The sequence below is a fragment of the Streptomyces sp. NPDC054872 genome (genome assembly GCF_053610705.1).
This window is the reverse complement of record NZ_JBSGYY010000001.1, coordinates 127,034-141,034: the sequence shown is the minus strand read 5'-3', so window position 1 is coordinate 141,034 and position 14,001 is coordinate 127,034. Positions and strand designations below refer to the sequence as shown.

Annotated in this window: 13 protein-coding genes; 9 read left to right on the top strand and 4 right to left on the bottom strand. The window is 70.9% G+C overall.

Annotation, left to right across the window (positions count from 1 at the left end):
* Positions 1–10: 10 nt before the first annotated feature.
* Positions 11–1,642, bottom strand: a complete 1,632-nt coding sequence (locus ACWGIH_RS00610) for an ABC-F family ATP-binding cassette domain-containing protein (protein WP_453444022.1) — start codon at positions 1,640–1,642, stop codon at positions 11–13.
* A gap of 315 nt (positions 1,643–1,957) precedes the next feature.
* On the opposite strand from ACWGIH_RS00610, the gene ACWGIH_RS00605 reads away from it, so the two are divergent.
* The gene (locus ACWGIH_RS00605) at positions 1,958–2,101 is read left to right on the top strand and encodes a hypothetical protein (protein WP_453444024.1); all 144 of its coding nucleotides are present in this window, start codon (positions 1,958–1,960) and stop codon (positions 2,099–2,101) included.
* A gap of 26 nt (positions 2,102–2,127) precedes the next feature.
* On the opposite strand, the gene ACWGIH_RS00600 is transcribed toward ACWGIH_RS00605, so the two are convergent.
* Positions 2,128–2,544: an SsgA family sporulation/cell division regulator gene (locus tag ACWGIH_RS00600; protein ID WP_453444026.1), complete on the bottom strand. Its 417-nt coding sequence runs from the start codon at positions 2,542–2,544 to the stop codon at positions 2,128–2,130.
* 171 nt (positions 2,545–2,715) lie between these two features.
* Between ACWGIH_RS00600 and ACWGIH_RS00595 the strand changes: the two genes are divergently transcribed.
* Positions 2,716–3,831: a WD40/YVTN/BNR-like repeat-containing protein gene (locus ACWGIH_RS00595; protein WP_453444028.1), complete on the top strand. Its 1,116-nt coding sequence runs from the start codon at positions 2,716–2,718 to the stop codon at positions 3,829–3,831.
* Here ACWGIH_RS00595 and ACWGIH_RS00590 read toward each other — a convergent pair.
* Positions 3,828–4,124: a YciI family protein gene (locus ACWGIH_RS00590; protein WP_453444029.1), complete on the bottom strand. Its 297-nt coding sequence runs from the start codon at positions 4,122–4,124 to the stop codon at positions 3,828–3,830. The two genes, ACWGIH_RS00595 and ACWGIH_RS00590, sit on opposite strands and share 4 nt — an antisense overlap.
* Positions 4,125–4,280: 156 nt before the next feature.
* Here ACWGIH_RS00590 and ACWGIH_RS00585 point away from each other — a divergent pair, with 156 nt between their 5' ends.
* Together ACWGIH_RS00585 and ACWGIH_RS00580 are read left to right on the top strand one after the other, a co-directional pair.
* Positions 4,281–4,844: a hypothetical protein gene (locus tag ACWGIH_RS00585; protein ID WP_453444031.1), complete on the top strand. Its 564-nt coding sequence runs from the start codon at positions 4,281–4,283 to the stop codon at positions 4,842–4,844.
* A gap of 30 nt (positions 4,845–4,874) precedes the next feature.
* Entirely contained in the window at positions 4,875–5,603 is a 729-nt protein-coding gene (locus ACWGIH_RS00580) for an endonuclease V (protein WP_453444033.1), read from the top strand.
* On the opposite strand, the gene ACWGIH_RS00575 is transcribed toward ACWGIH_RS00580, so the two are convergent.
* Complete coding sequence (locus tag ACWGIH_RS00575) at positions 5,575–6,786, bottom strand: saccharopine dehydrogenase family protein (protein WP_453444035.1); 1,212 nt, start codon at positions 6,784–6,786, stop codon at positions 5,575–5,577. The two genes, ACWGIH_RS00580 and ACWGIH_RS00575, sit on opposite strands and share 29 nt — an antisense overlap.
* Positions 6,787–6,971: 185 nt before the next feature.
* Here ACWGIH_RS00575 and ACWGIH_RS00570 point away from each other — a divergent pair, with 185 nt between their 5' ends.
* The 5 genes from ACWGIH_RS00570 to ACWGIH_RS00550 all read left to right on the top strand — a co-directional run bounded on the left by ACWGIH_RS00570 (position 6,972) and on the right by ACWGIH_RS00550 (position 13,997).
* The gene (locus ACWGIH_RS00570) at positions 6,972–8,129 is read left to right on the top strand and encodes a CaiB/BaiF CoA transferase family protein (RefSeq protein ID WP_453444037.1); all 1,158 of its coding nucleotides are present in this window, start codon (positions 6,972–6,974) and stop codon (positions 8,127–8,129) included.
* Positions 8,129–9,154 (top strand): LLM class F420-dependent oxidoreductase, encoded by a 1,026-nt coding sequence (locus ACWGIH_RS00565; protein ID WP_453444039.1) that lies wholly within the window; start codon positions 8,129–8,131, stop codon positions 9,152–9,154. The genes ACWGIH_RS00570 and ACWGIH_RS00565 overlap by 1 nt, the downstream gene beginning before the upstream one ends.
* 18 nt (positions 9,155–9,172) lie before the next feature.
* Positions 9,173–10,315, top strand: a complete 1,143-nt coding sequence (locus ACWGIH_RS00560; protein WP_453444041.1) for an acyl-CoA dehydrogenase family protein — start codon at positions 9,173–9,175, stop codon at positions 10,313–10,315.
* A 47-nt stretch (positions 10,316–10,362) separates the two neighbouring features.
* Positions 10,363–11,577 (top strand): acetyl-CoA C-acetyltransferase, encoded by a 1,215-nt coding sequence (locus ACWGIH_RS00555; RefSeq protein ID WP_453444043.1) that lies wholly within the window; start codon positions 10,363–10,365, stop codon positions 11,575–11,577.
* A 245-nt stretch (positions 11,578–11,822) separates the two neighbouring features.
* Complete coding sequence (locus ACWGIH_RS00550) at positions 11,823–13,997, top strand: 3-hydroxyacyl-CoA dehydrogenase NAD-binding domain-containing protein (protein ID WP_453447331.1); 2,175 nt, start codon at positions 11,823–11,825, stop codon at positions 13,995–13,997.
* Positions 13,998–14,001: the final 4 nt, after the last annotated feature.

The window sequence follows — 14,001 nt, the reverse complement described above, 5'->3', positions numbered from 1 at the left end:
ACACGCGAAGCTAGCCGGGATACCCGACAGCTTCTGTCGTGATTTCCTTCATTTCTCCGTCGAGAAGCAGCCACCGCGTGATGCCGATCGACTCCAGGAACGGCACGTCGTGACTGGCCACGATCAGCGCCCCCTCATACGACTCCAAGGCCGTGGCCAGCTGTTTCACGCTCGCCATGTCGAGGTTGTTCGTCGGCTCGTCGAGCATCAGGAGCTGCGGCGCGGGCTCCGCGAGCAGCAGTGCGGCCAGCGCCGCACGGAACCGCTCGCCGCCCGACAGGGTCGCCGCCCGCTGATCGGCCCGCGCCCCCTTGAACAGGAAGCGGGCCAGGCGGGCCCTGATCCTGTTGTTGGTGGCCCCGGGCGCGTGGCGTGCCACGTTCTCGGCGACGGTCAGCTCCTCGTCGAGGACGTCGAGGCGCTGGGGCAGGAAACGCAGCGGGACATGTGCGAGCGCCTCTCCTTCCACGGCCGGCAGTTCTCCGGCGATGGTCCGCAGGAGCGTGGTCTTGCCCGCGCCGTTGCGGCCGACCAGTGCGATCCGCTCGGGGCCGCGCAGCTCGAACTCGCCCCGCACACGGACTCCGTAGCGCAGGGTCAGCTCGCGCAGCGTGAGCACCGTGCGGCCCGGCGGGACCGCGGTGAACGGCAGGTCGACGCGGATCTCGTCGTCGTCGCGCACCGCCTCGACGGCGTCGTCCAGACGCTCCTTCGCCTCGGTGAGCTTCTCCTCGTGCATGATGCGGTGCTTGCCCGCGGACACCTGGGCCTGCCGCTTGCGCTCGCTCATGACGACCTTGGGCTCGCGCTTGGTGTCCCACATCTTCTGGCCGTACCGCTTGCGGCGAGCCAACTTGACGTGTGCGTCCGCCAGTTCACGCTTCTGCTTCTTCAGGTCGGACTCGGCGACGCGCACCATGCGCTCCGCCGCCTCCTGCTCGGCGGCCAGCGCTTCCTCGTACGCGGAGAGATTGCCTCCGTACCACTTGAGTTCTCCGTCCCGCAGATCGGCGATCTGGTCGACCAGGTCGAGGAGTTCACGGTCGTGGCTGACCACGACCAGGACTCCGGACCAGGCCTCGACGGCCGCGTACAGGCGCCGACGGGCGTACAGATCGAGGTTGTTGGTGGGTTCGTCGAGCAGGAGCACGTCAGGCCGGCCGAGCAGCAGCGCGGCCAGGCGCAGCAGCACGGACTCGCCGCCGGACACCTCGCCGGTGGTGCGGTCCAGGCCGATGTGGCCGAGGCCGAGTTGATCGAGGGCCGCGACGGCGCGCTCCTCCACGTCCCAGTCGTCACCGACCGCCGTGAAGTGCTCCTCGGCCACGTCACCCGACTCAATGGCGTGCAGAGCAGCGCGAGTTGACGCGATACCGAGCACCTCCTCGACGCGCAGCGTGGTGTCGAGGGTGACGTTCTGCGGCAGGTACCCGATGTCACCGGCGACGCGGACGGTGCCGTCGGTCGGCGTGAGCTCACCGGCGACGAGCTTCAACAGGGTGGACTTTCCCGACCCGTTGACGCCGATGAGGCCGGTCCTGCCGGTGCCGAAGGCCGTCTGGAAACCGTCGAAGACGCCGGTGCCGTCCGGCCAGGTGAAGTCGAGCGACGTGCACGTGATGGAGGTGGGGTGGGTAGACATGTGGTCCTCGCGGTTGCGTGAGATGAAGCGCGGTCAGGGGCAACGCGTTTCGGGACACCGCGAGGTGCGACAGGGGGACGGGAGCAGCGTCGTCAGGAGGCGAGGAGAAGGGCAGAAAAAAGGGCCCTGCGCCCAGGGACGGCTCGTACGCCGAGGTCGCACGCTACGTACACGGCCGAGCCGTGTGACGCGGTGACACCAGACCTCAGACGAGCAACGTCCTACTCCTATCGGCGACAACAGAACCGCTATACACCGTAGGAACCGGCCCGCGGGCTGTCAACGATTTTTTGTGAGCGCAGATGAGGAGGCCCCATGCCAGGACCGGCTCGACGCGCTCACCGACCGCGGCGGGGCCCGGCCCCGGACCTCCCGGAGCTGATGCGCGGGCTGCGCAAGGCCCTGGCGTCGTCGGTGTCGTCCGCGGAGGCGGCCAGGTCGAGCGGCGGAGGCGGCTGAGGGTCGGCCCGGCCCGTGGCAGGGTGCTAGCAGGCGTCCCGCATCAGGTCGGCGAGGTCCCGGTCCAGGTCGACGTACAGATGCTCGTCACCCATGGGCACCAGGGAGAGCGAGCGCTGCAGGAAGCCGCGCAGCTCGCCGGTGCGGATGTGGACGATCGCCATGCCCTCGGGGGCGTGGAACTCGACGACCGTGCGGTCGAAGCCATAGGGCCGCACGCGGACGTCGCCGTCGCCCACCGCCTGCTCCAAGCCCTGGGCGAGCAGCTCGCGGGCGAAGGTCCAGTAGACCTCGATGCCCTCCAGGGTCGCCGGGGCGGGGAAGCTCATCCGGACGGCGAACGGATCGTTCGGGTCGTAGTGCAGCGTCGCGGGGATGGTCGACATCCGCGGTGCGGCGGCGACGAGGCGGGCCTCTACGGCTTGTTCGATGCTGGTGGACAACGCCTGCTCCCTCAACTACAGCTGGACGACTCGGGTCGGCACTTTGATAGACGTCGGAATGACGGAATCCGTGCACGCGAACACGGAGTGACCTCGGTCACCGCGTCCTCTTCACTCTCTTCACGGAATCCCCGGAAGGAATCCTGCGTTCCGGTGGTAACTTCGCCCGCCATGAAGTCCTTGGGGAAGACGAGATGGGCGCGGTCCACGGGTCGTGCGGTGTCGGTGGGACTGTGCGGGGCTGCGCTCGCCGCGACGGCGCTCGCCGCGCCGGGCCCCGCCCAGGCGGCCGCCGGGAGCCAGTCGCAGCGGGGCGGCGGCTGGGACCTCAAGGCCGGCGGCACCGACGTGCGCTTCCGCGGTCTCGCCGCCGTCAGCAGGCACACCGCGTGGGTGGCCGGCGCCAAGGGCACCGTCCTGCGGACGTCGGACGGCGGCGAGAACTGGCGGAACGTCTCTCCGCCCGGGGCCGAGGGGCTGGAGTTCCGGGACATCGAGGCCTTCGACGGCCGCCGCGCGGTGGTGCTCGCCATCGGCGAGGGCGAGGCCTCACGGGTCTTTCGGACGTCGGACGGCGGAGCGACCTGGACGGAGTCCTTCCGCAACACCGACCCCAAGGCCTTCTACGACTGCATGACGTTCTTCGACCGGCACCACGGCCTGGCGATGAGCGACCCGGTGGACGGCAAGTACCGCATCCTGTCCACCGCCGACGGCGGCCGCTCCTGGAAGGTCCTGCCCAGCGACGGCATGCCCGCCGCCCAGGAGGGCGAGGCGGGCTTCGCGGCGAGCGGCCAGTGCCTGGTGAGCTCCGGTTCCCGCGACGTGTGGCTCGCCACCGGGGGAGGGGCACGCGCGCGTGTCCTGCACTCCGCCGACCGCGGCCGCACCTGGACGGCCACGGACACGCCGATCCCGGCGGGCGACCCGGCCCGCGGTGTCTTCGGCCTGGCCTTCCGCGACCGGGCGCACGGCATCGCGGTCGGCGGCGACTACAACGCGGGCCGGCCTTCACCCAGGGCCGCGGCCACCACCCGCGACGGCGGCCGCACCTGGACCACGGCCGACGGGCCCCCGCCCGCCTACCGCTCAGGGGTGGCCTGGCTGCCCGGGAGCCGCCGGGGCGCGCTCGCGGTCGGGCCGACCGGCACGGACGTCACGGCGGACGGCGGGCGCAGCTGGCGGACGGTCGACCCCGGGTCGTACGACACCGTCGACTGCACGCGGGACCGGGCCTGCTGGGCGTCCGGCGAGAAGGGCCGGATCGCGCGCTGGGAGCGGAACTAGGGCAGCTGCTGCCGGTAGGGGGCGAGTGCCGGGGCCGTCTTCGTGGCGATGAACTCGGTGATGCGGTACTCGCAGACCTCCGCGAGCACGAAGGGGTCGCCCGCCGCGATCTCCTCGATCGCGGCGCGGTCGTCGGCCACGGCGAGGATCACGCCGCCGTCGCGCGGGTTCTTGCGCCCGGAGGCGATGAAGACGCCCTGCGCGTACAGCTGGTCGAGCCAGGCGACATGGGCATCGAGCTCCTTGTCGACGGCGGACACGGGCGCGGTGTAGGTCAACTCGAGAACGAACATGATCGCGAGGCTACCGCCGCGCGCCGCCATACGTGGCGGTGGCCCGGGGCGGTCGCGGTCCCTCGCCCGACCGACTCTTATGCTGACGGCTCCACCTGCCGCTCCATGGGGCCATTTCGTGCCGCGCGGCTGCCCCATTTCTGCCGGGAGTTCACTTTGCTGTACAGAAAGACCACTTCGCGCGTGGTCGCGACGGTGGCCGTGCTCGCCCTCGCGCTGACCGCCTGCGGCGACGACGGCGGCAAGAAGGATGCCTCGGACCGGAAGCGGGTCGCGCGCGGCACCGGCGAGAGCGCCACCGGAGAGGCGAAGGAGGGCGACGTCTTCGTCACCTACGACCTCACCGCGCAGAAGGTCGAACTGGGCACGGAGGCCGAGACCGCGAAGATGGTCTCGGAACCCAAGCTGGCCAAGGGCCTGGTCCCGGCCATCGCCCACGTGAAGTACACGCACAGGTCCGGCCCGACCCTCACGCAGCGCCCGCGCGCCAGCCAGCCCACCACGATCTGGGCGGACGGCAGGCGCGGCACCCTGATCGTCGGCGCCGCCGACAACGCGCCGGGGTGCGAGGCCCCGTCGTCCATCAAGGGCTGGAAGCGGGGCGAGACGCACGTCCTGTGCGAGACCTATCTGGTCCCCAAGGGCGCGAAGGACCTGGAGGTCCACTGGTCCGAGCAGGGCGGCCGGACGTTCATCTGGAAGTTCCCGGCGGCCAAGTGAGCCGGACGGCCGCCTAGGCTTGCCCGCACGATGACGACGCACACGACTGCTCCCTGCCACGCGCCCGCGAACTGGCCCACCGACGAGCCGACCGCCCGAGCGGTCCAGGACCGGCTCCGCGCCCGGGTCGTGCTCGACGAGGCGGGCCCCGAGCCGGGCACCGGACACGTCACGGGCGTCGACGTCGCCTACGACGACGAGCGCGACATCGTCGCGGCCGCGGTCGTCGTCCTGGACGCCGCGACACTCGACGTCGTCGAGGAGGCCACCGCGGTGGGCCGCGTGACCTTCCCGTACGTGCCGGGACTGCTCGCCTTCCGTGAGATTCCCACCGTGCTGGCCGCCCTGGGGGAGCTCACGGCCGCGCCGGGCCTCGTCGTCTGCGACGGTTACGGCATCGCCCACCCCCGCAGGTTCGGCCTCGCGAGCCACCTCGGCGTCCTCACGGGACTGCCCACGATCGGCGTGGCCAAGAACCCCTTCACGTTCACGTACGAGGCTCCGGACGCGCCGCGGGCGAGCGCGGCCCCGCTCCTGGACGGCGCCGAGGAGATCGGCCGCGCCCTGCGCACCCGCGAGGGCGTCAAGCCGGTCTTCGTCTCCGTCGGCCACCGCGTGAGCCTGGACAACGCCTGTGCCCACACGCTGCGTCTGACACCGCGCTACCGCCTCCCGGAGTCCACGCGCCGCGCGGACGCCCTCTGCCGCGCGGCCCTGCGCGAGGCGACCGCTACCGTGTCGCCGCCACCCGGAAGCTGAGCCCCGCCGCCGTCAGTCGCGCCGTCAGCGCGTCGCCCATCGCCACGGCGGTGGTCAACTGCCCGGCCACGTCCGGCAGATCGTCGTCGACGGCCAGGCACAGGGCCGCCTCGCCCAGCATCTTCGCCGTCTCGTCGTACCCCGGATCGCCGCCCGAGACCTCCGTGTAGACCCGCTTGCCGCCGCCCTCGCCGACGAACCGCACAGAGAACCAACTGTCCGCGCGCCGCTGCTCGCTCGGCCCCTCGCCCGGCTTCAGACGTGACGACAACCACCGCCGCGCGGGCGGCAGTTGGGCCGCCGCCACCAGACCGCTGACGGCCACCGCGCCGCCCACCGCGAAGGGCAGGGTCTTCACCGCCGCGTAGTGGCGGTAGCGGAAGTCGGGCCCGTAGCGATCGAGTGCCCGGGCCGAGCGCTGCACCACCTGGGGGTCGATCGTCGGCAGGGGCAGGGCCCAGGCGCCGACCTCGCCCGCGTACCGGGGCGCGCTCGGCGGCGCGTACGCCTTGCGGCCCACCAGGCGCGCCTCGTGCCGCCGCCGGTCCCGTGCGGCGGCCAGCATCTGCGGGCCCCGCGCGAACTGGGCGAGCGCGGAGGCGAACGTGCCCCCCGAGAACGTCGCGTTGCTGCGCACGAAGCCGTCCACGCGCAGCGGCACGTCCTCCGGGAGCTGCTTCACCGTGAAGTAGGCGCCCAGGTCGTGCGGGACCGAGTCGAAGCCGCAGGAGTGCACGAGGCGTGCGCCCGTCTCCCGCGCGCGGGCGTCGTGCCGCACGTACATCAGGTCGACGAACTCCGGCTCACCGGTGAGGTCCACGTAGTCCGTGCCCGCCTCGGCGCACGCGGCGACGAGTTCCTGCCCGTACTCGAGATAGGGGCCGACGGTCGTGGCCACCACGCGCGCGTGCCCTGCCATCTCGCGCAGGGACGCCGGGTCCGCCACGTCGGCGCGGACGAGGGGGAGCTTCGCACAGGCCGGGTGGGCTTCGGCGAGCTTGTCCCGCAGCCGCTCCAGTTTCCCGGTGTCACGCCCCGCGATCGCCCAGCGCACCCCTTCGGGGGCGTGCGCCGCGAGGTACTCCGCGGTGAGCACGCCGACGAAACCGGTCGCCCCGAAGAGCACGATGTCGTACGTGCGGTCCGCCGCACGCTTCTTGCCGTTGCCGTTCTGACTGGTCATGGCACCTCTCTGCCGTGCGCCCCACGCCGATGTCGGCGGCCGAGGCTAGCGTGCGAAGGGAGTCGTGGCGCAAGGCCCGTCCCCCGATTTGTCTAAGCGCTTGCTTGCTAGGGTCTTGTGCGGAGTGGAACACGTTCTTAGCATCACTGGTGTTACATCAGTTGTGTCATAACGCTGGGGGCTCCATGGCAGTTCCGGACAAGGGCGTTCACGGACCGCTCGCAGGGGTGCGGGTGGTCGAGCTCGCGGGCATCGGCCCCGGCCCGTTCGCGGCCATGCTCCTCGCCGACCTGGGTGCCGACGTCGTACGCGTCGACCGGCCGGGCGGCGGCGGTCTCGCGATCAATCCCGAGTACGACGTCACCAACCGCAACAAACGCTCCGTGATCGTCGACCTCAAGGCGGCGGACGGCGCGGACCGCGTCCTCGACCTGGTCGACCGCGCGGACGTCCTCATCGAGGGTTACCGCCCCGGCGTGGCCGAGCGCCTCGGCGTCGGGCCGGACGCCTGCCACGCCCGCAACCCGAAGCTCGTCTACGGCCGGATGACCGGCTGGGGCCAGGAGGGGCCGCTCGCCCAGCGCGCCGGGCACGACATCGCGTACATCGCGATCACCGGCACCCTCGGCATGATCGGCAACCCCGGCGAGCCGCCCACCGTCCCCGCGAACCTCGTCGGCGACTACGCGGGCGGCTCGCTCTACCTCGTCGTCGGCATCCTCGCGGCCCTGCACCACGCGCGTGCGACCGGTGCGGGGCAGGTCGTGGATGCCGCGATCGTCGACGGCACCGCGCACCTCACGTCGATGATCCACGGCATGCTCGCGGCCGGCGGCTGGCAGGACCGGCGCGGCGCCAACCTCCTGGATGGCGGCTGCCCCTTCTACGGCAACTACGAGACCGCGGACGGCGGCCACATGGCCGTCGGCGCCCTTGAGCAGCAGTTCTACGACGAGTTCATCGCGCTCCTCGGCCTCACCGGCGAGGCGCCCGCGCGGGGGGACCTCGCCCGCTGGGGCGAGTTGCGCGACGCGGTCGCCGCCCGCTTCAAGTCACGCACGCGCGAGGAGTGGACGGCCGTCTTCGAGGGCTCCGACGCGTGCGTGGCGCCCGTGCTCTCGCTGCGCGAGGCCCCCGCACACCCCCACCTCGCCGCCCGCGGCACCTTCGTGGACCACGGCGGCATCACCCAGCCCGCACCCGCACCCCGCTTCTCCACGACGCCCACGGACATCAGGAGCGGCCCCGCCCAACCGGGCGCGGACACCGAGGCCGTGGCCCGCGACTGGGACGTACCGGCGCTCGTCCAGCATTCCGACACCACCACGAGGGAAGACAGCTGATGGAGATCTCCGCACCTCTCGCCTACGCGGGCGACCCGCGGCAGGCCGCCGACGACGTCGCGGCCCTGGAGTCCGCCGGTCTGGACGCCGTCTGGGTGGCGGAGGCGTACGGCTTCGACTCGCCCACCATCATGGGCTACCTGGCCGCGCGCACCGAGCGTATGAAGATCGGCGCCGCGATCCTCAACGTCTACTCGCGCACCCCCGCCCTCATCGCCCAGACCGCCGCCGGACTCGACGCGATCTCCGGCGGCCGGGCGATCATCGGGCTCGGCGCATCGGGCCCGCAGGTCGTCGAGGGCTGGCACGGGAAGCCGTACGACAAGCCCCTTGCCCGCACCCGCGAGGCCATCGAGCTGACCCGCCGCATCCTGCGCCGCGAGGTCATCGACCACCACGGTGTCACGGACATGCCGCTGCCCGCGGAGAAGGGCGGCAAGCTGGGGAAGCCGCTGAAGATCCTCACCAAGCCGGTCCGCTCCGAAGTGCCCCTCTACGTAGCGTCCCTGGGCCCGGCCAACGTCCGCATGACCGCCGAGATCGCCGATGGCTGGCTGCCCACCCTGTTCATCCCGGAGAAGGCCCACCAGGTGTGGGGCGCCCCGCTCGCCGAGGGCAAGGAGAAGCGCGATCCGGCGCTCGGCCCGTTGCAGACGGTCGCGGGCGGACTGCTCGCCATCGGTGACGACGCGGCCGCCGTACGGGATCTGGCCCGACCCCAGATCGCCCTCTACGTAGGCGGCATGGGTGCTCCGGGGAAGAACTTCTACAACGACCTCGCCGTCGCGTACGGCTACGAGAAGGAAGCGAAGCTCATCCAGGAGCTGTATCTCTCGGGCAAGAAGAAGGAAGCCGAGGCCGCCGTCCCGGACGAGTTCTGCGAACTCATGTCGCTGTGCGGACCCGAGAGCTACGTCCGCGAGCGTGTCGAGGCCTTCCGTGAGGCGGGCGTCACCATGCTCAACGTCATTCCCGTCGGCCCCGAGCCGGCCAAGTCGATCGAAACCGTCAAGGGCTGGCTCTAGGGCTCCAGGAGGCCGTACGTGAAGCGACAGATCTTTACCGCCGAACACGAGGCGTTCCGCGAGACCGTCCGCACCTTCCTCGCCAAGGAGGTGCTGCCCCACTACGAGGAGTGGGAGAAGGACGGCATCGTCAGCCGTGACGCGTGGCTCGCCGCGGGCAAGCAGGGGCTGCTCGGGCTCGCCGTGCCCGAGGAGTTCGGGGGCGGCGGGAACACCGACTTCCGCTACAGCGCCGTCCTCGCCGAGGAGTTCACCCGCGCGGGCGCGTCAGGGCTCGCGCTCGGCCTGCACAACGACATCATCGGCCCCTATCTGACCTCCCTCGCCACGGAGGACCAGAAGCGGCGCTGGCTGCCCGGCTTCTGCTCCGGCGAGATCATCACGGCCATCGCGATGACCGAGCCGGGCGCGGGCTCCGACCTCCAGGGCATCCGCACCACCGCCACCGACCAGGGCGACCACTGGCTGCTCAACGGCTCCAAGACGTTCATCTCGAACGGCATCCTCGCCGACCTGGTGATCGTCGTCGCCAAGACCTCCCCGGAGGGCGGCGCCAAGGGCCTGTCCCTCCTCGTCGTCGAGCGCGGCACGGACGGCTTCGAGCGCGGGCGCAACCTCGACAAGATCGGCCAGAAGTCCCAGGACACCGCCGAGCTGTTCTTCAACGACGTACGCGTCCCCAAGGAGAACCTCCTCGGCGAGCTCGACGGCGCCTTCATCCACCTGATGACGAACCTCGCGCAGGAGCGCATGGGCATCGCCGTCGCGGGGATCGCCGCCGCCGAGTACCTCCTGGAGATCACCACGACGTACGTCAAGGAGCGCGAGGCCTTCGGGCGCCCGCTCTCCAAGCTCCAGCACATCCGCTTCGAGATCGCCGAGATGGCCACCGAGTGCGCGGTCACCCGCACCTTCCTCGACCGCTGCATCGCCGATCACTCGAACGGCGAACTCGACGCCGTACACGCCTCGATGGCCAAGTGGTGGGCCACCGAGCTGCAAAAGCGCGTCGCCGACCGCTGCCTGCAACTGCACGGCGGGTACGGCTACATGACCGAGTACCGCGTCGCCAAGGCCTTCACCGACGGCCGCATCCAGACGATCTACGGAGGCACGACCGAGATCATGAAGGAGATCATCGGCCGCTCCCTGCTCGCCTGAGCCTTCCCCACCCTCACCTGCACAGTTCTTTGCGAAAGGCTGCTGTCTTGACCACCGAAGCGTACGTATACGACGCGATCCGCACCCCGCGCGGACGCGGCAAGGCCAATGGCGCCCTGCACGGCACCAAGCCGATCGACCTCGTCGTCGGCCTGATCCACGAGATCCGCGCGCGGTTCCCCGACCTGGACCCGGCCGCCGTCGACGACATCGTCCTCGGCGTCGTGGGCCCCGTCGGTGACCAGGGCTCCGACATCGCGCGCGTCGCGGCCATCGCCGCCGGGCTTCCGGACACCGTCGCGGGTGTCCAGGAGAACCGCTTCTGCGCCTCGGGTCTCGAAGCGGTCAACATGGCCGCGATGAAGGTGCGTTCGGGCTGGGAGGACCTGGTCCTCGCGGGCGGTGTCGAGTCGATGTCGCGCGTCCCGATGGGCTCGGACGGCGGCGCCTGGTTCGCCGATCCGATGACCAACTACGAGACGGGCTTCGTGCCGCAGGGCATCGGCGCCGACCTCATCGCCACGGTGGAGGGCTACTCCCGGCGCGACGTCGACGAGTACGCGGCCCTGTCCCAGGAGCGTGCCGCGGCCGCCTGGAAGGACAACCGCTTCGAGAAGTCCGTCGTGCCGGTGAAGGACCGCAGCGGTCTGGTCGTCCTGGACCACGACGAGTTCATGCGCCCCGGCACCACCGCCGACTCGCTCGCCAAGCTCAAGCCGTCCTTCAAGGACATCGGCGACCTCGGCGGCTTCGACGCCGTCGCGCTGCAGAAGTACCACTGGGTCGAGAAGATCGACCACGTCCACCACGCGGGCAACTCCTCCGGCATCGTGGACGGCGCCGCGCTCGTCGCCATCGGCAGCAAGGAGGTCGGCGAGCGGTACGGTCTCGCGCCGCGCGCCCGGATCGTCTCCGCGGCCGTCTCCGGCTCCGAGCCGACCATCATGCTCACCGGCCCCGCGCCCGCCGCCCGCAAGGCGCTCGCCAAGGCCGGTCTGACCATCGACGACATCGACCTCGTCGAGATCAACGAGGCCTTCGCGGCGGTGGTGCTCCGCTTCGTGAAGGACATGGGGTTGTCCCTGGACAAGGTCAATGTCAACGGCGGAGCGATTGCGTTGGGCCATCCCTTGGGCGCGACCGGGGCGATGATCCTGGGGACGCTGGTGGACGAGTTGGAGCGGCGGGACCTGCGGTACGGGCTCGCCACGTTGTGTGTCGGCGGAGGCATGGGGATCGCCACGATCGTGGAACGGGTGTAGCGCCGCCGGGGCTGCCCTATGACGCCGACTGCGGGTGCGTCGTGGCTGGTCGCGCAGTTCCCCGCGCCCCTGAAGGGCGCACTGCGTGCGCGCCTTCATGAGGCGCGGCGAAGCCGCTGCCTCAGGGGCGCGGGGAACTGCGCGACCAGCCCCCACCGGCGTTCAGTCGGCCACGTACCGCAGCCATCCTCCCCGGCCCCCCCCCCGCCCCCCCCCCGCCCACAACAGACTTCACGGAGAACGTCATGACGCAAGAAAGCACCACCATCCGCTGGGAAATGGACGCCACCGGCATCCTCACCCTCGTCCTCGACGACCCCAACCAGTCCGCGAACACCATGAACCAGGGGTTCAAGGACTCCATCGCGGCGATCGCCGAGCGCGCGGAGGCCGAGAAGGACTCCATCCGCGGCATCATCTACACCTCCGCCAAGAAGACCTTCTTCGCGGGCGGTGACCTCAAGGACATGATGCAGGCCGGTCCCGAGAACGCGCAGGACGCGTTCGAGGCGGGCGTCGCCATCAAGAGCTCCCTGCGCCGCATCGAGACCCTGGGCAAGCCCGTCGTCGCCGCCATCAACGGCGCGGCCCTCGGCGGCGGCTACGAGATCGCCCTGGCCAGCCACCACCGCGTCGCGCTCGACGCGCCCGGCTCCAAGATCGGCCTGCCCGAGGTCACCCTCGGCCTGCTCCCGGCGGGCGGCGGCGTGACCCGCACCGTACGCCTCATGGGCATCGCGGACGCGCTCCTGAAGGTGCTGCTCCAGGGCACCCAGTACAACCCGAAGCGCGCCCTGGAGAACGGGCTCATCCACGAAGTGGCCGCCACCCGCGAGGAGATGATCGAGAAGGCCCGCGCCTTCATCGACGCCAACCCCGAGTCGGCGCAGCCCTGGGACAAGCCGGGCTACCGGATCCCCGGCGGCACCCCGGCCAACCCGAAGTTCGCGGCGAACCTGCCCGCGTTCCCGGCCAACCTCAAGAAGCAGATCAACGGCGCCCCCTACCCGGCCCCGCGCAACATCCTCGCGGCCGCCGTCGAGGGCTCGCAGGTCGACTTCGAGACCGCGCTGACCATCGAGGCCCGGTACTTCACCGAGCTGGTCACGGGCCAGACCGCGAAGAACATGATCCAGGCGTTCTTCTTCGACCTCCAGGCCGTCAACTCCGGCGCCAACCGCCCCAAGGGCATCGAGCCGCGCCAGGTCCGCAAGGCCGCCGTCCTCGGCGCCGGGATGATGGGCGCGGGCATCGCCTACTCGTGCGCCCGCGCCGGCATCGAAGTCGTCCTGAAGGATGTCTCCGCCGAAGCCGCCGCCAAGGGCAAGGCCTACTCCGAGAAGCTGTGCGCCAAGGCGGTGCAGCGGGGGCGTACGACCCAGGAGAAGGCCGACGCGCTGCTCGCCCGCATCACGCCGACCGCGGACCCGCAGGACCTCGCGGGCTGCGACGCCGTGATCGAGGCCGTCTTCGAGGACACCTCGCTCAAGCACAAGGTGTTCCAGGAGATCCAGGACGTCATCGAGCCGGACGCGCTGCTGTGCTCCAACACCTCGACGCTGCCGATCACCCAGCTCGCCGAGGGCGTCACACGGCCCGTCGACTTCATCGGCCTGCACTTCTTCTCGCCCGTCGACAAGATGCCGCTCGTGGAGATCATCAAGGGCGAGCGCACCGGGGACGAGGCGCTCGCCCGCGCCTTCGACCTCGTACGCCAGATCAACAAGACGCCGATCGTCGTCAACGACTCGCGCGGCTTCTTCACCTCGCGCGTGATCGGGCACTTCATCAACGAAGGTGTCGCGATGGTCGGCGAGGGCATCGAGCCCGCGTCCATCGAGCAGGCCGCCGCCCAGGCGGGCTACCCGGCGAAGGTCCTGTCCCTGATGGACGAGCTGACCCTCACCCTGCCCCGCAAGATCCGCAACGAGACGAAGCGCGCCGTCGAGGAGGCCGGCGGGACCTGGGCCGGGCACCCCTCGGACTCCGTCATCGACCGCATGGTCGACGAGTTCGAGCGCCCCGGCAGGAGCGGGGGAGCGGGCTTCTACGAGTACGTGGACGGCAAGCGCGCCGGGCTCTGGCCGGGCCTGCGCGAGCACTTCACCAAGCCGGGCACCCAGATCCCGTTCAAGGACATGCAGGAGCGGATGCTCTTCTCGGAGTCGCTCGACACCGTGCGCCTGGTGGAGGAGGGCGTCCTGACCTCCGTCGCGGACGCCAACATCGGCTCCATCTTCGGCATCGGCTTCCCCGGCTGGACCGGTGGCGTGCTCCAGTACATCAACGGCTACGAAGGCGGCCTGCCCGGATTCGTGGCCCGCGCCCGTGAGCTGGCCGACCGCTACGGCGAGCGGTTCACGCCGCCCGCGCTGCTGGTCGAGAAGGCCGACCGGGGCGAGAAGTTCAGCGACGCCTGACAGC